This window comes from Streptomyces fuscichromogenes (assembly GCF_014645815.1).
In the GTDB taxonomy this organism is placed as follows: Bacteria; Actinomycetota; Actinomycetes; order Streptomycetales; family Streptomycetaceae; genus Streptomyces; species Streptomyces fuscichromogenes.
The window spans coordinates 1-20,717 of sequence record NZ_BMML01000028.1 but is presented as its reverse complement, the minus strand read 5'-3'; the positions used below and the strand labels follow the sequence as shown (position 1 = coordinate 20,717).

Below are 20,717 nucleotides of genomic sequence, written 5' to 3'. Positions count from 1 at the left end.
TCCCCTTTCGAGTCCCGGGCGGTGATGTCGGGAGCGTCCACCCCACGCCCCGCGATTCACCCGGTGCCGCCGCCCGCCCAGCGGGTTCCCCGCACCCTCGATCACTCGGATAGGTGAACATTCCGGGACCCCCGGCATGGACCATCGCCGCCTTGCTGTCGCCGCCCCGGCCCCGTACAAGATCCGTGACCGAAAGTTACCGCCCGGTATCCGCCGGGCCCGCCGAACGGTGACCCCCCATGAACAAGGTCATGACCCGGACCGCCCACCTCCGCCCGGGTACCCGGCCGCCCGGCCGCCGCGACTCCCGCCGCCCCGGCGCCCCCTCCTCCCGCAGGCCGCTCACGCCTCCGGCGGCTCCGCCGGGCCCGCGCCCCACCGACCTCTTCGCGGAGCGTCTGCTGGCCGTCCTGAGCGGCCGCCGCCCCGTCCACTGGATGCTCCGCCACACCGCCGGGCGCGCCTACGACGACCTGGCCCGGCTCGCCGAACGCGGCCCCCTGCGCACCCACGGCAACGACCCCGTCGTCCGCGACATCGGCTACTTCGTCCCACGCGCCGGTGCCCTGGAGGTCTTCGCGCGCATCGCCGCGGGCGACCGGCTGCGTGCGATGGCCTTCCGCCTGGAACAGGGCGCGGACCTGCGCTGGCGCTGCACGGCCGTGGAGATGGGCGGCCCACGCGCCCCACACGACGACTGACCGCCGCTGACCGCCGCTGACCGCCGCTGACGGCGACCGACGGCGGCTGACGGCGGCTGACGGCGGCTGACGGGCCGGGATACGGCCGGGATACGGCCACGGGGCCGAGCCGCCCGGTCCTGGCCGCAGTCCCGCCGCATGGGCTCCGGCCGGTGCGTACAGGCGCCCGTCGTGGCCGTACGGGCGCCCGTCCGAGCCGTGCCGGGCCGCCGTCCCGGGAATCGCCCAAGCCGAAGGGCCGGCCCCCTTCTCCAGGGGGCCGACCCTTGCGCGACGCTCTCTGCTGCCGGGGTTACTTCCGGCGGCCGCGGCGGCTCTTCGCCTGCTTGCGGCGCTCGGCGCGGGTCAGGCCGTCGGCCTCGGAGCGGGCCGGCTCATCGTCGTCGTAGTCGAATTCGCCCTCGACGATGCCGCCCTCGCCGTCCACGGTGGCCGCGGAGAAGTGCATGCCCCGCCGCTGCGGCGCCTCCAGGCCCTTGGCACGGATCTCGGGACGGGAGCCCGCCTGGGCCGGCACCGCGTCCTGGACGCCGTCCGTGACCTCGTCGGCGTCCTCGACCGGGACCTCCTCGACCTGCTGCTCGACCTGGACCTCCAGGTTGAACAGGTAGCCGACGGACTCCTCCTTGATGCCGTCCATCATCGCGGTGAACATGTCGAAGCCCTCGCGCTGGTACTCGACCAGCGGGTCCTTCTGGGCCATCGCGCGCAGGCCGATGCCCTCCTGGAGGTAGTCCATCTCGTACAGGTGCTCGCGCCACTTGCGGTCCAGGACCGACAGCACGACCCGGCGCTCCAGCTCCCGCATGATCTCCGAGCCGAGCTGCGCCTCGCGCGACTCGTACTGCTCGTGGACGTCGTCCTTGATGGACTCGGAGATGTACTCGGCGGTCAGGCCGGCGCGGTCACCGGCCGCCTCCTCCAGCTCGTCGACGGTGACCTTCACCGGGTAGAGCTGCTTGAAGGCGCCCCACAGGCGGTCGAGGTCCCAGTCCTCCGGGAAGCCCTCGGCGGTCTCCGCACCGACGTACGCGTCGATCGTGTCGTTCGTGAAGTGCTGGATCTGCTCCTGGAGGTCCTCGCCCTCCAGGACGCGGCGGCGCTCGCCGTAGATGACCTCACGCTGCCGGTTGAGCACCTCGTCGTACTTCAGGACGTTCTTACGCGTCTCGAAGTTCTGCTGCTCGACCTGCGACTGCGCGGACGCGATCGCGCGGGTGACCATCTTGTTCTCGATCGGCACGTCGTCCGGCACGTTCGCCATGGACATCACGCGCTCGACCATCTGGGCCTTGAACAGGCGCATCAGGTCGTCGCCGAGGGAGAGGTAGAAGCGGGACTCGCCGGGGTCGCCCTGACGGCCGGAACGACCGCGCAGCTGGTTGTCGATCCGGCGCGACTCGTGCCGCTCGGTACCGAGGACGTAGAGGCCGCCGAGGTCCTTGACCTCCTCGAACTCGGCCTTGACCGCCTGCGCGGCCTTCTCCAGGGCGGCGGGCAGCGCCTGCGCCCACTCCTCGATGTGCTCCTCGGGGTCGAGGCCGCGCTGGCGCAGCTCCGCCTCGGCGAGGTCCTCGGGGTTGCCGCCGAGCTTGATGTCGGTACCACGGCCGGCCATGTTGGTGGCCACCGTGACGGCGCCCCGCCGGCCGGCCTGCGCGACGATCGTCGCCTCGCGCTCGTGGTGCTTGGCGTTGAGCACCTCGTGCTGGATACCGCGCTTGGAGAGCTGCTGCGAGAGGTACTCCGACTTCTCGACGGAGGTCGTGCCGACCAGGATCGGCTGGCCCTTCTCGTGCTTCTCCGCGATGTCGTCGACGACCGCCTCGAACTTGGCGACCTCGGTGCGGTAGATCAGGTCCGACTGGTCCTTGCGGATCATCGGCCGGTTCGTCGGGATCGGGACCACGCCGAGCTTGTAGATCTGGTGGAACTCGGCGGCCTCGGTCATGGCCGTACCGGTCATGCCGGACAGGCCCGGCTGTTCCTTGTCGTTGTGGTCGTGGCGCTTGTAGAGGCGGAAGAAGTTCTGGAGGGTGATCGTGGCGAGGGTCTGGTTCTCGTCCTTGATGTCCACCCCTTCCTTCGCCTCGATCGCCTGGTGCATGCCCTCGTTGTAGCGGCGGCCGGCGAGGATACGGCCGGTGTGCTCGTCGACGATCATGACTTCGCCGTCCATGACGACGTAGTCCTTGTCCTTCTTGAAGAGCTCCTTCGCCTTGATGGCGTTGTTCAGGTAGCCCACCAGAGGGGTGTTCACCGACTCGTAGAGGTTGTCGATGCCCAGCCAGTCCTCGACCTTGGAGACACCGGACTCGTGGATCGCGACCGTGCGCTTCTTCTCGTCGACCTCGTAGTCGCCGGTCTCCTCGATGCCCTTGAGCGGGTTGCCGGCCTCGCCCTTCTTCAGGCGCAGCACCAGCTTGGCGAAGTCGCCGTACCACTTGGTGGCCTGGTCGGCCGGGCCGGAGATGATCAGCGGCGTACGGGCCTCGTCGACCAGGATGGAGTCGACCTCGTCCACGATGGCGAAGTTGTGGCCGCGCTGGACGAGCTCGTCCTGGGCCCACGCCATGTTGTCGCGCAGGTAGTCGAAGCCGAACTCGTTGTTCGTGCCGTACGTGATGTCGCACGCGTACTGCTCGCGGCGCTGGGCCGGCGTCATGTTGGCGAGGATGCAGCCGACGCTCAGGCCCAGGAACTTGTGGACACGGCCCATCATCTCGGAGTCGCGCTCGGCCAGGTAGTCGTTGACCGTGATGAGGTGGACGCCCTTGCCCGACAGCGCGTTGAGGTACGCGGGCAGGGTGCCGACGAGGGTCTTGCCCTCACCGGTCTTCATCTCCGCCACGTAGCCGAGGTGGAGAGCCGCGCCGCCCATGATCTGCACGTCGTAGTGACGCTGGCCGAGGGCGCGCTTGGCGGCCTCGCGAACGGTGGCGAAGGCCTCGGGGAGCAGGTCGTCGAGGCTCTCGCCGTCGGCGTAGCGCTGCTTGTACTCATCGGTGAGGGCCCGCAGCTCGGCGTCGGAGAGGTCGACGAAGTCCTCTTCGATGGAGTTGACCTGGTCCGCGATGCGGTGCAGCTTGCGCAGGATCTTGCCTTCGCCTGCACGCATGATCTTCGAGAGGACGGACACGGGGGTTTGTCTCCTTGCCGGTCGGGCCTGGGAGGGTCGGTTTCCATTTGACGTACTGAGCAACGGCCATCGTATGCGAGGACCCGGCCACGTCGGGAGGCCTGGGCGGCCCAACGGCCGTCCGTCACTTTCCTGCGGGCCCTGTGAGCCCGCCTCGTGTCACTGTTGCAGGGGATTGAGGGGTGGTGCCGGGTGGTGTCGCTGGGATTTGCCGCTTCATGGGGGACAACGGCCGGGGCCCGCGGATAGTGCCGCGCCGGGACGAGGAAATGCGCGAAATGTGATCACGCGGTCACGGACGGCGAAACCGATGGCGTACCGGCCGCCACGGCGAGCAGAATCGGCCGATGGAACCCGTCACGCTCACCACTCCTCGTCTGCTGCTGCGCGCGGTCGGCCCGCAGGACACCGACGCGGTGTACGCGGCCGTCCAGGATCCCGACATCCAGCGCTGGACGACGATCCCTTCGCCGTACCTCGCCGAGCACGCCCGCAGCTTCACGGAGCAGATGGTCCCGGACGGCTGGTCCGAGGGTTCGATGTTCACCTTCGGCGTCTTCCTGCCGACCGGGGAGCTGGCCGGGATGCTCGCCCTGACCATGCGCTCCCTGGGGGCGGCCGAGGTGGGCTTCTGGACCGCCAAGGAGCACCGCGGCCACGGTTACGCCGCCGAGGCCACCCTGGCGGCCGCCCGCTGGGCGTTCACGCGGATGGCGATCGACCGGGTCGAGTGGCGTGCCGAGGTCGGCAACCACGCCTCCCGCGCGGTCGCGGAACGCGCCGGCTTCACCGTCGAGGGCACCCTGCGCTCCTCCCTCAACAACAAGGGCGTACGACGCGACTGCTGGGTGGGCTCCCTGCTTCCGTCGGACCTGGGCCTGCCGTCGGCGGCGCCCTACCTGCCGGCCCCGTCGCAGGGCTGAAACCGCAGCTCGCGCCGGACTGTCAGTGCCACCCTCTATCGTCCGGTCCATGACGACCCTCCCGCGCCCCGCCGCCACCCTCTCGGCGGACGAAGCCCGTCGTATCGCGCTGAAGGCACAGGGCTTCCTCGGCGCCCCCGACCGCCGCTCCGGCGTCCGGGGCGTGCTCCGCCACCTCGGCGCGGTCCAGCTCGACACCATCTCGGTCCTCGCCCGCTCCCACGAGCTCATTCCGTACGCCCGTCTCGGCCGCGTCGGCCGCCGGACGGTCGAGGCCGCCTACTGGCAGGACGCGCACGCCTTCGAGTACTGGTCGCACGCGGCCTGCATCCTCCCCATCGAGGAGTGGCCGCACTTCGCCTTCCGCCGCCGCGCCTACCGCGACCGCCCGCACTGGAGCCACGATCTCCCCGAGGGCGCCTACGACCAGGTCATCAAGCAGCTGCGCGACGAAGGCCCGCTGACCGCGACGGAGTTGGGCGGCGCGAAGAAGACCAGCGAGTGGTGGGACTGGTCCGGCACCAAGGTCGCCGTGGAGCGGGCGCTGATGTACGGCGAGGTGGTGTGCGTCGAGCGGCGCGGCTGGAAGCGGGTGTACGACCTGGCCGAGCGCGCGGTCCCGGGCGAGCTGCTCCACGACGAGCTGGACGACGCCGAGTGCCTGCGCCGCCTGGTCCGGCTGGCCGGGCAGTCGCTGGGCGTCGGCACCCGCGCGGACATCGCCGACTACCACCGGCTCAAGGGCGAGCAGGTCGACGCCGTGATCGCCGACTCGGGTCTGGTACCGGTCGAGGTCGAGGGCTGGGGGAAGCCCGCCTGGGCGGACCCGGCGGCCCTGGCCGCGCCCCCGCGCGGCCGGCACCGTACGACGCTGCTCTCCCCGTTCGACTCCCTGATCTGGGACCGGGCGCGCACGGAACGGATCTTCGGTTTCACCCACCGTCTGGAGGCCTACGTCCCGAAGCCGAAGCGGGTGCACGGCTACTACGCGATGCCCGTGCTGGCCGGCGGCCGGCTCGTGGGCCGGGTGGACCCGGCGCGCGAGGCAGGCGGCATCCTGGTGGCCCGCCAGGTCACACTGGACGGCCCGAAGGCGATCCCGGCGGTGGCGGAGGCGCTGATCGAGGCGGCGAGCTGGGTGGACTGCATGACGGTGCGCGTGGAACGCGTGGACGCCCCCGAACTGCGCGAGCCGCTTCTCAAGGAAGTGACCCGCGCCCTGATCATCGCACTTCGCTGACCGGCGGCCTCAGCGGATTTCGAGGATCTTCTCCCGCATCGCGTAGACCACCGCCTCCATCCTGGAGTGCAGCTGGAGCTTCTCCAGGATGTTGCGCACATGGTTCTTCACGGTGTTCTCGGAGATGAACAACTCCTTCGCGATATCGCGGTTGTTCATCCCCGTGGCGACCAGCTTGAGCACTTCGAGTTCCCGGTCGGTGAGCCGCGGCGCCGGCACCAGCCGGCGCTCGTCGGTGCGCTGGATCATCGACTTGAACTCGGTGAGGAGTTTCGACGCCATGGACGGGCTGATCTGCGACTGCCCGTCGGCCACCGCGCGAATTGCGGTGGCCACCTCGTCGGTGGAGATCTCCTTGAGGAGGTATCCGGTCGCGCCCGCCTTGATCGCTTCGTAGAGGTCGGCCTCTTCGTCACTGATCGTCAGCATGATGATCTTCGCGCTGGGTGCGACCTCCTTGATGGAGGTGCAGGCCTCGATGCCGCCCCGCTTGGGCATCCGGACGTCCATCAGCACGATGTCGGGCAGCAGGTCGGCGGCCTTGTCGACGGCCTCCGCGCCGTCGCCCGCCTCCCCGACGACCTGGATGTCCTCCTCGGCGGCGAGCACGATCTCCAGTCCGCGGCGGAAGAGGGCATGGTCGTCGACGACAAGGACCCTGATCGGTTCCTTGCGTGGAACACCGCCCGCGTCCGGGCCCATGCCGACGACGCCGCCGTCGGCATCACCGTCCTGCATCGGTCCGAAACTGTCCGCCATCGTTCCTCCCCCTGAAGGCTGTGGCCTGTGGTGCTGTGCCATCCGCCAACCCAAGGCAGCGGCCCACCGGTTGGGCCGTTGCGGCCATGATTCCATGCCCGGGCGAAAACGAGGTCACGGAGCGGGGCGCCAAGTGGTCGCACACCGGTGCCCCTGGGGGCGCGCACGGCGCATCCAGGGGCACCGGCTCGGCTGCCGGCCGGGCGGGTCAGCCGCCCAGCGTGCCTCCCGCCGCCGGGGGTTGCGCCTGGGCAACCATCGGGTCCGTGCTCAGGTGGATGACGCCGTAGTCGTAAGCGTGCCGCCGGTAGACGACACTCGGCTCCTTGGTCTCGGAGTCGACGAACAGGTAGAAGTCGTGTCCGACCAGTTCCATCTCGTAGAGGGCCTGGTCGAGGCTCATCGGGGAGGCGACGTGGGTCTTCTCGCGGACGATGAGGGGGCCTTCGCCCTTCACCTCCAGGGAGCCCATCTTCTTGGTGGGCACGCCGTCGGGCTCTTCCTCATGGACGGGATAGCCGTTCCCGTTGAGCGTCGCCGCGCCCGGGACGTGGTCGGGGACCTCGGCGGCCGTGATCCGCCGTGCGCCACGGCGCGAGAACCGCTTGTCGTGCTGCTTGCGCAGCCGCGCGTCCAGCTTCTCCGCCGCCAGGTCGAGTGCCGCGTACGGGTCACTGGCCGCTGCCTCCGCCCGGATCACCGGACCGCGGGAGCGGAGCGTGATCTCCACTCGGTCACAGCGGTCGGCCTGTCGGGGGTTGGGCTCCTTGGACACCTCGACGTCGAGGCTGATCACCTTGCCGTCGAGCTTCTGGATCTTCTCCAGCTTCAGCTTCTCGGCCACGTGCTTGCGGAACCGCTCGGGCACCTCGGTCTTGCGGCCCTTGACGACGATGTCCACGCAGAACTCCGTTCCCGGATCACTCCGCTGCACTGCGGAGCGTCTCCCTTTTGCACCAGCTCCGGTGAACCCCGGAGCCACGGACTCGGCGACTTCACCTCCTCCTCCCCCTTGGGCAAGATCTGCACCCCAGCACCGCGATGATTGCGGAAAACCCGCGGCACGGCATTCGGATAGGAGAGACATGGCCTGCGGCTTTCCCTCTCACAACCGAACATATCTCGCCCGGACGGATGTCGTCACCCTCTACTGATGCGTACCTCCATTCAGGTGAATTGGCCCTGTCACTACCTGCAACGTTGTACGTTCACGGTCAGTTCCGGTTCATTTCGAAAGAATCCGGTGCGGCCGCGACCACAGCCGCACGGACCGACCCCGCCAGGCCGTTCACCTCGGCCATTCCCGGTGTCTCCCGTCTCCACCTCGCCGGCTCTTCCCCTGGTCCGGCCTTCCGTTCCTCCCTTCCTGCCCAGGCCGCGCGCCGATACACGGCCGTCGTGCCCTCTCCTGCCCCGGCGTCCTCCGCCGCCTCCCGCACCGCGCGTGCCGCCTCCGCGAGGGTGGCGCCCGTGGTGACGAGGTCGTCGACGAGGACGACCCGACCCCCGGCGAGCAGCCCGGCACCGTACTCCGTCACCTCCAGCGCACCCGCGATGTTCGCGAACCGCTGCCGGGAGTTGAGCCCCGCCTGGTCGGCCACGGCCCGCCGCTGCCGCAGCACCGGGGCGACCCGGGCCGGGGTCCCGGCACGCCGCAGCTCCGCGGCCGCCGCGAGGGCGATCCGCCGCACCGGATCGTGTCCCCGCGCCCGCACGGCCCACGGCGCGGACGGCACCGGAACGAGCAACACGGGCCCGGACCCGGCGGCGCCGTCCGCCGTACCGGTCCACGAGCCGACGACCCGCACGATCCTGCCGTCGCGGAGGCCGGCCCGCACCGCTCCCGCGAGCGTCGCGCCCAGCACCCCGGCGAGCGCCAGCGCGCCGCGCTCCTTGTGGGCGAGGAGAGCCGCCCGTACCTCGTCCGCGTAAGGCGCCGCCGCGTACACCGCCGGCAGCCCCGGCGGCTCCGGCACCGGTCGCACCCGGCGCGGTACGGCCCCGCTCAGGGCGGCACGGCACTCCGCGCAGAGCACCGTACGAGGCGTCCCGCAGCCTCCGCACTCGGCCGGTAGCACCAGGTCGGTGAGGTCCTGCCACCACCCCCGCATGTGCCCACTGTGCCAACGACCGGCCGGACCGGCCACCCCTGTGGACAACCGCCTGTGGACAACTCCACGCCATACGCACAGCACGTCACCCACACGGGTGAGAAGCCCATGTCGTAGGCAGGTGCCGCACCCGGAAACGAGAAACGGCCGTCCCGTCGGCTCGGTGCCGGTCCGGGACGGCCGCTCACGCACGGCTCGGGGCTCAGCCGGGATAGACCGGCGCCGACCCGTCCTTGACCACCTTCTGCCACTGGTCCCCGGACGGCAGCCGGACGATCCCGTCGTCCTGCGAGTCGGCCACCAGGGGCACCCGGTCGTCCTCGGACGCGGCGATCGCCAGGACGCCCGTGAGCGCCGCGGGCGCCGGCCCGTCCGGGGTGGAGCCGTCGACCTGGACGTACCGCGTCTGCTGCACGCCGCCCTGCTCGCGCCCGACCACCACGAGCCGGCTGTCCCCGGCCCAGGACATCGCGGTGACCTCCTCGGAGCCGGGGGTGGCGGAGCGCAGTTCGAGGACCGAAACCTCCTGCTGGTCATCGGACTTGGTGCGTTCGATCCGCCCGACGAGCAGCGACTGCTTGCCGTCCTTCTCGACGACGAGCGCGATCCGCACCCCGTCCGCGGCGACCCGCACGTCCTCGACACGGCCGTTCAGTTCGGGGATCTGCACGGCCAGCGGCTGGCCCACGCCCTGCGCCAGCATGTACAACTGCGGCTTGGCCGGGTTCCGGTCGGCCACCCACAGATCGCCGCGGGCGTCCCAGCTCGGCGCCGTCAGCCGGTCGTCCTCGGTCGCACCGTGACTGGTCAGCACCGCGTTGCCCAGCGAACCGTCCGACGCGAGCGAGGTGACGTACAGCGCCCTGCCGTCGCTGCCGACCCCGGCTGCGGTCCGCTCGTCGCGGGCGACCGCGACCGACCGCAGCGGCTTGGTGCCCGCGCCGAACGGGCCCGGTACGGCGACCGCGCCGGTGGTACCGCTGCCGCCGGTCGCCATCCGCACCAGCCGGTGTTTGGCGTCAAGGAAGTACAGGTACTCGGGGCGCTTGGTCGAGGCCCGCCAGGCGGTGGTCTCCGCCTGCTCCTCGTTGGCGTCGCACATGTGGGCACCGCTGACGGACTGCACGGCGACCGATTCCACGGTGGGCGTCAGGTTCCGCAGCGTGAAGAGCAGCTGGGTCGCCATCTCGTTGCACATGGCCGAGCCGATCCGGGACGCCTTGACGTTCAGCGGCACCGTGACCCGGTTCTGGTCGTCCGGGGCCAGCCCCGACACGCCCTTCTTCAGCGTCGTACCGGTCGGGAAACTCGACCGGACCACCGGGCCGAGCCAGGTGGTGGGGCCGCTGAGCAGCGAACGCACCAGCTGGGTCGTCGGGTCCACGCTGCTGCGCACGAAGACGGGATCGGCGACCGCCACCGGCTGCCCGGTCTCCTCGGCCGACGTGTCCGAAGCGAAGTAGTACTTGTCGACGGACGTGTAGTTGCGCTGGAAGTCGGACTTGCCCATCACCACACCCTGCGGCAGCGAGTCGATCCGCCACTGTCCGCTCTTGCCGTCCTTGGTCAGATGCACCGTCCGGCGGTAGGCCCCGTCCGCGGGCGCGTACGCCTGCTGCGCGTCGACCGTGGCCACCCGGCTGCCCTGGAACGTGTAGGTGATGCCGCTGTCGCCCTCCCGGTTCACCGGGCGCGAGTCCGTCTGGATGCTGGGCCCGTTCGCCAGCACGGTGGTCTGCGACTCCGGCTGCCAGGTCTTCGCGGCGGCCTTGGTCAGATACTTGCGCGCCGTGTCGTAGTTCGGATCGTCACTGGTCAGGGCCTCCAGGAAACCCTGCACGATCTCCGTGGCCGAGGCGTCCTGCTGCGGCGGTATGGCGAACACCCGCACCTGTGTGTCCTGCCGCGGCGTGGACTCGACGTCCCGCAGGTCGCCGCTGTCCGGCATCGAGGCGCAGCCCCCCAGCAGTACGGCCCCACAGGCGGCGTACGCCACCGCGCGCGCCGGTCCGCGCCGAGCGCTCCCCTCGCGGTCAGCGCCCACGAAATGCCTCCCCTGGCTTGTTCGACTCGTCCGCCCCGCCGGCCTGACCGGTCTCGGGCGGGCCCTCCTGACGCCGTGCGCCCTGGGCCGGCCGGGGCACCACGCGCGCGCCGTTGCCGGGCAGCGCGGTCGGATCGGCCGTGGGCGCCACCGCGGCCAGCCGCTGCTGCATGGGCGCCAGCGGCGACGCCTGGCCACCGGGCTGCACCGGTACCGTCGCCCGCTTGTCCTCGCCACCGCCCGGCGGACCGGCGCCGTCGGGACCCCGGTTGCGCCGGGAGTCCTTGGGTTCCAGGGGTATCGGCGAGCCCCGCAGCGGCTCGTCCGCCGTCCTGGGGAGCGTCAGCCGGAACTGCGAGCCGCCGCCCGGCTCCCCCCACGCCTGCAGCCAGCCGCCGTGCAGCCGCGCGTCCTCCAGGGCGATCGACAGTCCCAGGCCGGTACCGCCGGTGGTACGCGCGCGTGCCGGGTCCGCCCGCCAGAAGCGGCTGAAGACCCGGGTCGCCTCGCCGGGCTTGAGCCCGACACCGTAGTCGCGCACCGCGACCGCGACCGCGCCGCCGGCCGCCGCCAGCTTGACGACGACGTCCTTGCCCTCGCCGTGCTCCACGGCGTTGACGACGAGGTTGCGCAGCACCCGCTCCACCCGCCGGGCGTCCGCCTCGGCCACCACGGGCTGCAGGTCGCCGACCACGCGTATGTGCGTGCCCTTGCGCTCCGCGAGCGGCTCGGCCCCGCTGACCACCCGCCGTACGACCTCCCTGAGGTCTATCGGCTCGGCCTCCAGTGCCGCCGCGCCCGCGTCGAAGCGGCTGATCTCCAGCAGGTCGGCGAGGAGCGACTCGAACCGGTCCAGCTGGTCGGCGAGCAGTTCCGCGGACCGCGCGGTCACCGGGTCGAAGTCCTCGCGTGCATCGTGGATGACGTCCGCGGCCATCCGCACGGTCGTCAACGGCGTCCGCAGCTCGTGCGAGACGTCGGAGACGAACCGGCGCTGCATCCGTGACAGGTCCTCCAGCTGCTGGATCTTCAGCTGGAGGTTCTGCGCCATCTTGTTGAAGGCCTCGCCGAGCCGCGCGATGTCGTCCTCGCCGGTGACCTTCATCCGCTCCTGAAGCCGCCCCGCGGACAGCCGCTCGGCGATCCCGGCCGCCATCCGCACGGGCGTCACGACCTGGCGCACCACGAGCCAGGCGATGGCCCCGAGGAGCACGACGACGAACAGCCCGGCGGTCGCCAGCGTGCCCTTCACCAGGCTGAGGGACTTCTCCTCCTGGGTGAGCGGGAAGAGGTAGTACAGCTCGTACGGATCGTTGTTCGGGTCGTTGACCTGCTTGCCGATGACCAGAGCAGGCTGCGACTCCTTGTCGTCCGTGTAGATGATCCGCGTGTAGCTCTGCGCGGCGGTGATACTGCCGTTGATCCTCGTGCGCAGGGCGTCGGGAACACTGGCCGTCGGGTCGACCTGGCCGGAGGCGCGCGGTCCGCGACCGCCGCCGCCGTTGTTGTCGCCCGCGGGCAGCGTCACCACGTCGAAGGCACCCTGGCCACCGCTGGACAGGGACTCCACGAGGTCGCTCATCCACGAGGTGAGGTTCTGCGACTGCCGTCCGTCCGCCGTCTGGGCGGTGTCACTGACGCCGGTCGCGGCCTCGTCGGCCTTCTGCTTGGCCACCGAGAAACCACCGGTGGCCTGGCTCTGCGAGGCCTTCACCTTGGCGTCCAGCAGGCCGTTGCGGACCTGCCCGATGACGACGAAGCCGAGCAGCAGTACGACGCCCAACGACATCAGCAGGGTCGTGACGACGACCTTGAGCTGGATGTTGCGCCGCCACAGCCGCATGACCGGCAGCAGCGGCCGCCGCACCCAGCGCATGAACAGGCGCAGCACCGGGCTGCCCTGAACCCCGCCCTGGAGCAGTCCGCCCTCGAAGAGCAGCCGCCAGCGCTTTCCCAGCCGATTCCCGCCGACAGGCCGCTCCGGACGGTCCCCGGACCGACCGGGGGCCGAAGCGGCACTGTCCCCGGACATGTCAGCTGGGTCCCGCCTTGTATCCGACACCACGGACGGTCACCACGATCTCCGGCCGCTCCGGGTCCTTCTCGACCTTGGAGCGCAACCGCTGGACGTGAACGTTGACAAGACGGGTGTCCGCCGCGTGCCGGTAGCCCCAGACCTGCTCAAGGAGCACCTCACGCGTGAACACCTGCCACGGCTTGCGGGCGAGCGCGACCAGCAGGTCGAACTCCAGCGGGGTCAGCGCGATCGACTGCCCGTCCCGCTTCACCGAATGCCCGGCCACATCGATGACCAGGTCACCTATGGCCAGCTGTTCCGGCGCCGGCTCCTCCGACCTGCGCAGCCTGGCCCGGATCCGGGCCACCAGCTCCTTCGGCTTGAACGGCTTCACGATGTAGTCGTCCGCGCCCGATTCCAGGCCCACGACCACGTCGACGGTGTCGCTCTTCGCCGTGAGCATCACGATCGGCACCCCGGACTCCGCCCTGATCAGACGGCATACCTCGATACCGTCCCGACCGGGCAGCATCAGGTCCAGGAGCACCAGGTCGGGCTTGGTCTCACGGAAAGCGGCCAGCGCCTTGTCGCCGTCGGCTACGAAAGACGGCTCAAAACCTTCACCACGCAGCACGATGCCGAGCATCTCGGCCAGTGCGGTGTCGTCGTCGACGACAAGGACTCGTCCCTTCATAAACGACATCATCCCATTAGCTAATCGTTACCTGGCGTGACCTGGCACACAGCTCGGCAAGAGCCTCGGCTGTCACGGGCGAAACGGCGCCTTCCTCGGTGACGATCGCCGTCACCAGTTCCGGCGGCGTCACGTCGAACGCCGGGTTGTACGCCTGGGTTCCCAGGGGTGCCACCGGAATCCCGCCTCCCGCTCCCGCCACCGGCACCTGTGGTGCTGTGACCTCGGTCACCTCATATCCGGGGCGCTGTTCGACCTCGATGGCCGCCCCGTCCGGTGTCGCCGGATCCACCGTCGTCACCGGGGCCACCACGATGAACGGCACATGGTGGTACCGCGCGAGCACCGCGAGCGGATAGCTCCCCACCTTGTTCGCCACCGATCCGTCGGCCGCGATCCGGTCCGCCCCGATCAGCACCGCGTCCACCTCACCCGCCGCGAACAGCGAACCGGCCGCGTTGTCGGTGAGCAAGGTGTACGCCATACCGCTGCGAGCCGCTTCGTATGCCGTCAGGCGAGCACCTTGCAGCAACGGACGCGTTTCGTCCACCCAGAGCCGTCGCAACCGCCCTGCCCGATGGGCCCGGAGGGCCACCGCGAACGCCGTGCCCTCCCCTCCCGACACCAGCGAACCCGTGTTGCAGTGGGTCAGGATCCGGTGCCCTCCGCCGGGCAGCAACTCGTCCAGCAGCGCCAGCCCATGCCGGGCCATCCGGGCGCTGGCCTCGGCATCCTCCCGGTGCAGCGTCCGCGCCGCATCGAGCGCCGCCGCGGCCGCCGCCCCGCCGTCACCGCCCTTGACCAGAGCGGACCGGTACGCCGCCGCGGCCCTGCGCACCCCGACGGACAGGTTCACGGCCGTGGGCCGGGCACCCGACAGGGCCACCGCGGCCTCGTCCACGTCGAAGCCCCGCGCGGCGGCGAGCGCGACCCCGTAGGCGCCCGCTATCCCGAGCACCGGCGCCCCGCGCACCGCCAGCGAACGGATCGCCTCGACCAGCGCCGACGCGTCCGTGCACACCAGCTCGACCTCCTCACTCGGCAGTCTGGTCTGGTCGAGAAGGACCACCACAGGACCCTCGGGCGGCTCCTCCCACCGGATCACCGGTATTCCCGTCGGCCGCTTGTCCTCGCCGGTTTGCGCGTACTGATCAGCCATGCGGTCAGTCTGCCCCGTATCCGGCGGACAATTGAAGGTGCGCAGCCTCTACCGCGGCCGGTCACTGGGCACCCACCCCATGGCACGATGGCAGCCAACCTGCCACCGCGACAGCGGACGGGCACCGTGAAGGAGCTTCGATGAACGACACTCCGGGCTGGGCCTCGCCCGGATCCGCCCCGTCCGACGGGCGGGAACCCGGCGCGTCCGCCCCTGCCGACCGCCCCGTCCCCGCAGAACCTGCCGAGCAGCCCGCCGATCAGCCGGGACCGGATCCACAGGGTTCCGGCTCGCAGTGGTCCAAGGAGCAGCCGCCGCCCGGCCAGTGGTCCGCGCCCACCGGCGCCCCGGCACCAGGCCAGGCACCGCCGCCACCACCCCCCGGCCCCGGCTGGGGCGGCCGGCCCCCCGGCGGCGGATACGGCGGGCCCGGAGGACACGGAGGCCCTGGAGGCCCCGGTGGATACGGCCCGCCCGGGGGATACGGAGCCTGGGGCGGCGGCTGGGGCGGCCCCCCGCCCGCCGCCAAGCCCGGCGTGATCCCGCTCCGCCCGCTCGGCGTCGGCGAGATCCTCGACGGCGCGGTCTCCACCATGCGCACCTACTGGCGCACGGTCCTCGGCATCTCGCTGACGGTCGCCGTCATCACCGAGGTCGCGGTGATCCTGCTCCAGGGCCTGGTCCTGAACGACACCGAGACCACCGACGCCCTCAACGACCCGAGCGCCTCCCTCAGCGAGATCAGCCGCGCCGCGGGCGAGGTCGCGCTCAGCTCGGGCGCCGTCGTGCTGATCACCCTGGTCGGCACCATCATCGCGACAGCCCTGCTGACGACCGTCACCAGCCGCGCTGTGCTCGGCAAGTCCGTCACCATCGGTGAGGCCTGGCGCGACGCCCGCCCGCAGGTCCTCAAGCTGTTCGGCCTCATCCTCCTGACCGGACTCATCGCGGTCGGCGTCCTGCTCGTCGGCGCGCTGCCCGGCATCGTCGTCGCGATCGCCGGCGGCCCCGGAGGCGCCATCGCCGCCCTGCTGGTCCTCGGCATCCTCGCCGGTGCCGTCGTCACCGTGTGGCTGATGGTCCGCTTCTCCCTGGCCTCGCCCGCACTCATGCTGGAGAAGCAGGGCATCACCAAGTCGCTGGGCCGCTCCATGAAGCTGGTCCGCGGCTCCTGGTGGCGGGTCTTCGGCATCCAGTTCCTCGCCTCGATCATCGCCAACATCGTCTCGTCGCTCGCCGTGGTCCCCTTCACCCTGCTCGGGGCCTACACCAGCGGCAACGGCCTGACCGGCTTCCTCGAGAACACCAACACCAACTACGGCTGGACGTTCCTCCTCATCAGCGGCATCGGCTCGGTGATCGGCTCCATGCTCACCTTCCCGATCAACGCGGGCGTCACCGTGCTCCTCTACATCGACCAGCGCATCCGCCGCGAGGCCCTCGACCTCGAACTGGCCCGCGCCGCCGGTGTCGAGAACTACGGCGCCGGCACCCCCGGCACCGTCCCCGGGAGCTGATGCGGTGAGCCCGACGGGGGGAGTCCTCACAGCAGTGCCCGCAACCCTGCCGCGCGCTGCCGGCGAGGCCGTACGAGGCCTGCTGCGGGCCCGGGACACAGCCCTGCTGTCGCTGACCGGCTCGGGCGACCAACCGCCGGTGACCACCCCACGCGACCCCGCGCGGGAGGCGGCACGGCGTGAGCTGTCCAAACGGATGTACCACGAGCACGATCCCGGGCTGCTGCAGCGCGCCCTGAACGCCGTCCTGGACTGGATCGACCGCCTGCTGGCCGCCGCCGCGTCCGCGACACCCGGAGGCGCACTGGGCCTGGTCGTCGTGGTCCTGGCCGTCATCGCCGTCCTGGGCGCCCTGTGGTGGCGCCTGGGCACCCCCGGCCGCCAACCTGTCTCCGCCGCCGCCCTGTTCGACGACCGTCCCCGCAGCGCCGCCGAACACCGCGCGGCCGCCGAGGCACACGCCGCCCAGGGCCACTGGAACCAGGCCCTCCAGGAACGCATGCGCGCCGTCGTCCGCGCCCTGGAGGAACGCGCGCTGCTCGACATCCGCCCCGGCCGCACCGCCGACGAGGCCGCCGCCGAAGCCGGCCGCGCCCTGCCCGCCCACACCGACCGACTGCGCGCCGCCGCCCGGGAGTTCGACGACGTGACGTACGGCGGCCGCAGGGCTACCCAGGCGTCGTACGACCACGTCACCAGCCTCGACCGCGACCTGGAACACAGCAAGCCGATCCTCGCCGGCAGCACCCACAGCACGGCCCACAACACCCGCCAGGGAGCCGCCGAATGACCACCGGCGTGGCCACCCTCCCGACCACCTCCACCGCACCCACCACCCGTCAGGTGTGGACCCGCACCCGAGGCATCGTCCTCGCCGTGGTGCTCGTCCTCGCCGGGGCCGTCGCCATCGCCGTCATCCGCTCCGACACCAGGCACGGCGACCTCGACCCGCGCTCCGCCGACCAGTCCGGCAGCCGTGCCGTCGCCGAACTCCTCGCCGACCGGGGCGTGGACACACGTGTAGTCACCACCCTGGCCGAGGCACGCGCCGCGGCCGGCCGGGACACCACCCTTCTCGTCGCCGTCCCGGACCTCCTGACCCCGCATCAGCAGACCCAGCTGCGGGCGTCGACAGCCCGGTCGGGCGGCCGCACCGTCCTGGTCGCCGCCGGCAGCCCGTCCGTCGAACGGCTCGCCCCCGGCGTCACCGCCGACCCCGCCACCAGCCTCAGGTCCACACTCGCACCCCACTGCACCCTGACCGCGGCCCGGCGAGCGGGCAGCGCCGACACCGGTGGCATCCGCTACACCACCACCCACCTCGACGCCGACTCCTGCTACCCCAGCCAGCGCCTGGCCACCCTGCTGCGCGTCCCCGCGGCCTCCGGGGGCGGTGACACCGTCGTCCTCGGCGCGCCCGACATCCTGCTCAACGACCGCCTCGACGAGCAGGGCAACGCCTCGCTCGCCCTCCAACTCCTCGGCTCCCGCCCCCATCTGGTCTGGTACCTCCCCTCGCTCTCCGACGCGACGGCCACCGACACCGGCGACCAGAAGTCCCTGTTCGACCTGCTGCCCTCGGGCTGGCTCTGGGGCACGCTCCAGCTCTTCATCGCCGCAGCCCTCGCCGCCTTCTGGCGGGCACGTCGGCTCGGCCCCCTCGTACCCGAGAAACTCCCCGTGGCGATACGCGCCTCCGAAACCGTCGAAGGCCGCGCCCGTCTCTACCGCAAGGCGAGCGCCCGCGACCGCGCCGCCACCGCTCTTCGCTCCACCGCCCGCACCCGTCTCGCCCCCCTCGTAGGCGTCCCCGTCTCCCAGGCGCACGCGCCCGAGGCCCTGCTCCCCGCCCTGTCCGCGCACCTCCACGGCGACGGACAGGCCCTGCACGCCCTGCTCTTCGGACCGCCGCCCGGCGACGACGCGGCCCTCATCGCCCTCACCGACCAGCTCGACGCCCTCGAAAGAGAGGTACGCCGTCCATGATGGACCCGACCACTGACAACGCCGGGAACACCGGGGCCCCGGCCGACGCCCGGGCCTCTCTGGAGGCCCTGCGCGCGGAGATCGCCAAAGCCGTGGTCGGCCAGGACTCCGCCGTGACCGGTCTCGTCGTAGCTCTCCTGTGCCGCGGACACGTTCTCCTTGAAGGAGTCCCCGGAGTCGCCAAAACGTTGCTCGTCCGCGCCCTCGCGGCCACGCTCGAACTCGACACCAAGCGCGTCCAGTTCACCCCCGACCTCATGCCGAGCGACATCACGGGCTCCCTCGTCTACGACACCCGCACCGCCGAGTTCTCCTTCCAGCCCGGCCCGGTCTTCACCAACCTCCTCCTCGCGGACGAGATCAACCGCACCCCGCCCAAGACCCAGTCGTCCCTCCTCGAAGCCATGGAGGAACGCCAGGTCACGGTGGACGGCACGCCGCGCCTCCTGCCCGACCCGTTCCTGGTCGCCGCGACCCAGAACCCCGTCGAGTACGAGGGCACCTATCCCCTCCCGGAAGCCCAACTCGACCGCTTCCTGCTGAAGCTGACGATCCCTCTCCCCTCCCGTCAGGACGAGATCGACGTCCTCACCCGACATGCCGAGGGCTTCAACCCCCGCGACCTGCGCGCCGCCGGTGTCCGCCCCGTCGCAGGCCCCGCCCAGCTCGAAGCCGCCCGCGCCGCCGTCGCCAAGACGACCGTCTCCCCGGAGATCACCGCATACGTGGTCGACATCTGCCGAGCCACCCGTGAGTCCCCTTCGCTCACCCTCGGCGTATCCCCACGCGGCGCCACGGCCCTCCTGGCCACCTCGCGCGCCTGGGCGTGGCTGACCGGCCGCGACTACGTCATCCCCGACGACGTCAAAGCCCTCGCCCTGCCCACCCTCCGCCACCGCGTCCAGCTCCGCCCCGAGGCCGAGATGGAGGGCGTGACCGCCGACTCCGTCATCAACGCGATCCTCGCCCACGTCCCGGTCCCCCGCTGATGCCCCTCACCGGACGCGCCGCCCTCATCGCGGCCATCGGATCGATCCCCATCGGTATCTGGGAACCGAGCTGGACGGGCATCCTCGCCGTCGACGGCCCGCTGGCGCTCGCCTGCGCCTGCGACTTCGCCCTGGCGGCCCCTGTACGACGCCTCGTGCTGACCCGCTCCGGCGACATCTCCGCCCGCCTGGGCGAGACCGCGGACGTCACCCTGACGGTCACCAACCCGTCCGGGCGCCCGCTCCGGGCCCGCATCCGGGACGCCTGGCCGCCGAGCAGCTGGCAGCCCGGCACGGAAGTCGAGGCCTCGCGTCACCGCCTGGCCGTCCCGCCGGGCGAACGCCGACGCGTCACCACCCGCCTACGCCCCACCCGCCGCGGTGACCGCCAAGCGGACCGCGTCACGATCCGCTCCTACGGCCCCCTCGGCCTGTTCTCCCGGCAGAGCGGCCACAAAGTGCCCTGGACCGTAAGGGTCCTGCCCCCCTTCACCAGCCGCAAGCACCTGCCCTCGAAACTCGCCCGATTGCGTGAACTCGACGGCCGCACCAGCGTTCTGACCCGTGGCGAGGGCACGGAATTCGACAGCCTGCGCGAGTACGTCCCCGGCGACGACACCCGCTCCATCGACTGGCGCGCCACGGCACGGCAGTCCGCGGTCGCGGTACGCACCTGGCGTCCCGAACGCGACCGGCGCATCCTCCTGGTCCTCGACACCGGCCGTACCTCCGCCGGCCGAGTCGGCGACGCCCCCCGCCTGGATGCCTCCATGGACGCGGCACTCCTGCTGGCGGCCCTCGCGTCCCGCGCGGGCGACCGCGTGGACCTCCTCGCCTACGACCGCCGAGTCCGCGCCCTCGTCCAGGGCCGCGCCGCGGGCGACGTCCTGCCGTCCCTGGTCAACGCCATGGCCACACTGGAGCCCGAGCTCGTCGAGACGGACGCCCGGGGGCTCACCGCCACCGCGCTCCGCACGGCTCCACGCCGCTCCCTGATCGTCCTGTTCACGACGCTCGACACGGCCCCGGTCGAACAGGGCTTGCTTCCCGTGCTCTCCCAACTGACCCAGCGCCACACGGTGCTGCTCGCCTCTGTGGCCGACCCGCATATCGCCCGTATGGCGACGGCTCGTGGAAACACCGACGCGGTGTACGAGGCCGCGGCGGCCGCGCAGGCCCAGAGCGAACGGCATCGGACCGCGGAGCAACTCCGCCGGCGCCTTGTCACGGTCGTGGACGCGACGCCTGATGATCTCGCTCCCGCATTGGCGGACGCCTACCTCGCGCTGAAGGCGGCAGGCCGACTCTGATTTTCCGCATCTCTGCTGAGCGAGAAGGGCTTGGCCTGCTCAGCAGAGATGACAGACCCCTGAAACGCAGAAAACCCCCGCATCTTCCGATGCGGGGGTTTTCCCAAAATTTGTTCGGCGGTGTCCTA

The 20,717-nt window shown here is 71.3% G+C and carries 16 protein-coding genes; 8 read left to right on the top strand and 8 right to left on the bottom strand.

Annotated elements, in window-relative coordinates; all coding sequences use genetic code 11:
* The first annotated feature begins 239 nt into the window (after nucleotides 1-239).
* Nucleotides 240-701 carry an Rv3235 family protein gene (locus IEZ11_RS41210; protein ID WP_189268186.1) on the top strand — a complete coding sequence of 154 codons (462 nt, stop codon included), beginning with the start codon at nucleotides 240-242 and terminating at the stop codon, nucleotides 699-701.
* Nucleotides 702-993: 292 nt separating this feature from the next.
* Here the strand turns inward: IEZ11_RS41210 and secA are convergent, their stop codons facing one another.
* On the bottom strand, nucleotides 994-3,840 hold the full coding sequence (gene secA / locus IEZ11_RS41205; RefSeq protein WP_189268185.1) for a preprotein translocase subunit SecA: 2,847 nt from the start codon (nucleotides 3,838-3,840) through the stop codon (nucleotides 994-996).
* Nucleotides 3,841-4,187: 347 nt separating this feature from the next.
* Here secA and IEZ11_RS41200 point away from each other — a divergent pair, with 347 nt between their 5' ends.
* Together IEZ11_RS41200 and IEZ11_RS41195 are read left to right on the top strand one after the other, a co-directional pair.
* Nucleotides 4,188-4,763, top strand: coding sequence for a GNAT family N-acetyltransferase (locus IEZ11_RS41200; RefSeq protein ID WP_189268184.1), 576 nt, complete (start codon nucleotides 4,188-4,190; stop codon nucleotides 4,761-4,763).
* A gap of 49 nt (nucleotides 4,764-4,812) precedes the next feature.
* Nucleotides 4,813-6,003, top strand: a complete 1,191-nt coding sequence (locus IEZ11_RS41195; protein WP_189268183.1) for a winged helix-turn-helix domain-containing protein — start codon at nucleotides 4,813-4,815, stop codon at nucleotides 6,001-6,003.
* 9 nt (nucleotides 6,004-6,012) lie between these two features.
* Here IEZ11_RS41195 and IEZ11_RS41190 read toward each other — a convergent pair whose 3' ends face one another.
* The 7 genes from IEZ11_RS41190 to mtnA form a co-directional block, all read right to left on the bottom strand.
* Complete coding sequence (locus IEZ11_RS41190; protein ID WP_189268182.1) at nucleotides 6,013-6,762, bottom strand: response regulator; 750 nt, start codon at nucleotides 6,760-6,762, stop codon at nucleotides 6,013-6,015.
* Between the two features lie 208 nt (nucleotides 6,763-6,970).
* Complete coding sequence (hpf, locus tag IEZ11_RS41185; protein WP_229713669.1) at nucleotides 6,971-7,663, bottom strand: ribosome hibernation-promoting factor, HPF/YfiA family; 693 nt, start codon at nucleotides 7,661-7,663, stop codon at nucleotides 6,971-6,973.
* Nucleotides 7,664-7,976: 313 nt separating this feature from the next.
* The gene (locus IEZ11_RS41180) at nucleotides 7,977-8,873 is read right to left on the bottom strand and encodes a ComF family protein (protein WP_189268180.1); all 897 of its coding nucleotides are present in this window, start codon (nucleotides 8,871-8,873) and stop codon (nucleotides 7,977-7,979) included.
* A 202-nt stretch (nucleotides 8,874-9,075) separates the two neighbouring features.
* A complete protein-coding gene (locus tag IEZ11_RS41175; RefSeq protein ID WP_189268179.1) occupies nucleotides 9,076-10,917 on the bottom strand; it encodes an LpqB family beta-propeller domain-containing protein in 1,842 nt (613 codons plus the stop codon).
* A complete protein-coding gene (mtrB, locus tag IEZ11_RS41170; protein WP_189268178.1) occupies nucleotides 10,907-12,949 on the bottom strand; it encodes an MtrAB system histidine kinase MtrB in 2,043 nt (680 codons plus the stop codon). Before mtrB ends, IEZ11_RS41175 begins: the two co-directional genes overlap by 11 nt.
* A gap of 1 nt (nucleotide 12,950) precedes the next feature.
* Nucleotides 12,951-13,640 (bottom strand): two-component system response regulator MtrA, encoded by a 690-nt coding sequence (gene mtrA / locus IEZ11_RS41165; RefSeq protein ID WP_015659998.1) that lies wholly within the window; start codon nucleotides 13,638-13,640, stop codon nucleotides 12,951-12,953.
* Nucleotides 13,641-13,644: 4 nt separating this feature from the next.
* Nucleotides 13,645-14,787: an S-methyl-5-thioribose-1-phosphate isomerase gene (gene mtnA, locus IEZ11_RS41160; protein ID WP_189268177.1), complete on the bottom strand. Its 1,143-nt coding sequence runs from the start codon at nucleotides 14,785-14,787 to the stop codon at nucleotides 13,645-13,647.
* A gap of 140 nt (nucleotides 14,788-14,927) precedes the next feature.
* Here mtnA and IEZ11_RS41155 point away from each other — a divergent pair, with 140 nt between their 5' ends.
* Genes IEZ11_RS41155 through IEZ11_RS41135 form a run of 5 tightly spaced genes read left to right on the top strand, consistent with a single transcriptional unit; the run spans nucleotide 14,928 to nucleotide 20,589 of the window.
* The gene (locus IEZ11_RS41155) at nucleotides 14,928-16,304 is read left to right on the top strand and encodes a DUF7847 domain-containing protein (RefSeq protein WP_189268176.1); all 1,377 of its coding nucleotides are present in this window, start codon (nucleotides 14,928-14,930) and stop codon (nucleotides 16,302-16,304) included.
* A 34-nt stretch (nucleotides 16,305-16,338) separates the two neighbouring features.
* The gene (locus IEZ11_RS41150) at nucleotides 16,339-17,094 is read left to right on the top strand and encodes a DUF4129 domain-containing protein (protein WP_229713668.1); all 756 of its coding nucleotides are present in this window, start codon (nucleotides 16,339-16,341) and stop codon (nucleotides 17,092-17,094) included.
* Complete coding sequence (locus tag IEZ11_RS41145; RefSeq protein WP_189268174.1) at nucleotides 17,091-18,290, top strand: DUF4350 domain-containing protein; 1,200 nt, start codon at nucleotides 17,091-17,093, stop codon at nucleotides 18,288-18,290. Before IEZ11_RS41150 ends, IEZ11_RS41145 begins: the two co-directional genes overlap by 4 nt.
* Nucleotides 18,290-19,279, top strand: a complete 990-nt coding sequence (locus tag IEZ11_RS41140; RefSeq protein ID WP_189268173.1) for an AAA family ATPase — start codon at nucleotides 18,290-18,292, stop codon at nucleotides 19,277-19,279. The genes IEZ11_RS41145 and IEZ11_RS41140 overlap by 1 nt, the downstream gene beginning before the upstream one ends.
* Nucleotides 19,279-20,589, top strand: coding sequence for a DUF58 domain-containing protein (locus IEZ11_RS41135; protein WP_189268172.1), 1,311 nt, complete (start codon nucleotides 19,279-19,281; stop codon nucleotides 20,587-20,589). Before IEZ11_RS41140 ends, IEZ11_RS41135 begins: the two co-directional genes overlap by 1 nt.
* Nucleotides 20,590-20,717: the final 128 nt, after the last annotated feature.

What these genes read in the sequence shown, in the direction of transcription:
- IEZ11_RS41210 (WP_189268186.1), top strand. Translation starts at nt 240, where the DNA reads ATGAACAAGGTCATGACCCGGACCGCCCACCTCCGCCCGGGTACCCGG.
- IEZ11_RS41200 (WP_189268184.1), top strand. Translation starts at nt 4,188, where the DNA reads ATGGAACCCGTCACGCTCACCACTCCTCGTCTGCTGCTGCGCGCGGTC.
- IEZ11_RS41195 (WP_189268183.1), top strand. Translation starts at nt 4,813, where the DNA reads ATGACGACCCTCCCGCGCCCCGCCGCCACCCTCTCGGCGGACGAAGCC.
- IEZ11_RS41190 (WP_189268182.1), bottom strand. Translation starts at nt 6,762, where the DNA reads ATGGCGGACAGTTTCGGACCGATGCAGGACGGTGATGCCGACGGCGGC.
- IEZ11_RS41180 (WP_189268180.1), bottom strand. Translation starts at nt 8,873, where the DNA reads ATGCGGGGGTGGTGGCAGGACCTCACCGACCTGGTGCTACCGGCCGAG.
- mtrB (WP_189268178.1), bottom strand. Translation starts at nt 12,949, where the DNA reads ATGTCCGGGGACAGTGCCGCTTCGGCCCCCGGTCGGTCCGGGGACCGT.
- mtrA (WP_015659998.1), bottom strand. Translation starts at nt 13,640, where the DNA reads ATGATGTCGTTTATGAAGGGACGAGTCCTTGTCGTCGACGACGACACC.
- mtnA (WP_189268177.1), bottom strand. Translation starts at nt 14,787, where the DNA reads ATGGCTGATCAGTACGCGCAAACCGGCGAGGACAAGCGGCCGACGGGA.
- IEZ11_RS41155 (WP_189268176.1), top strand. Translation starts at nt 14,928, where the DNA reads ATGAACGACACTCCGGGCTGGGCCTCGCCCGGATCCGCCCCGTCCGAC.
- IEZ11_RS41145 (WP_189268174.1), top strand. Translation starts at nt 17,091, where the DNA reads ATGACCACCGGCGTGGCCACCCTCCCGACCACCTCCACCGCACCCACC.
- IEZ11_RS41140 (WP_189268173.1), top strand. Translation starts at nt 18,290, where the DNA reads ATGGACCCGACCACTGACAACGCCGGGAACACCGGGGCCCCGGCCGAC.
- IEZ11_RS41135 (WP_189268172.1), top strand. Translation starts at nt 19,279, where the DNA reads ATGCCCCTCACCGGACGCGCCGCCCTCATCGCGGCCATCGGATCGATC.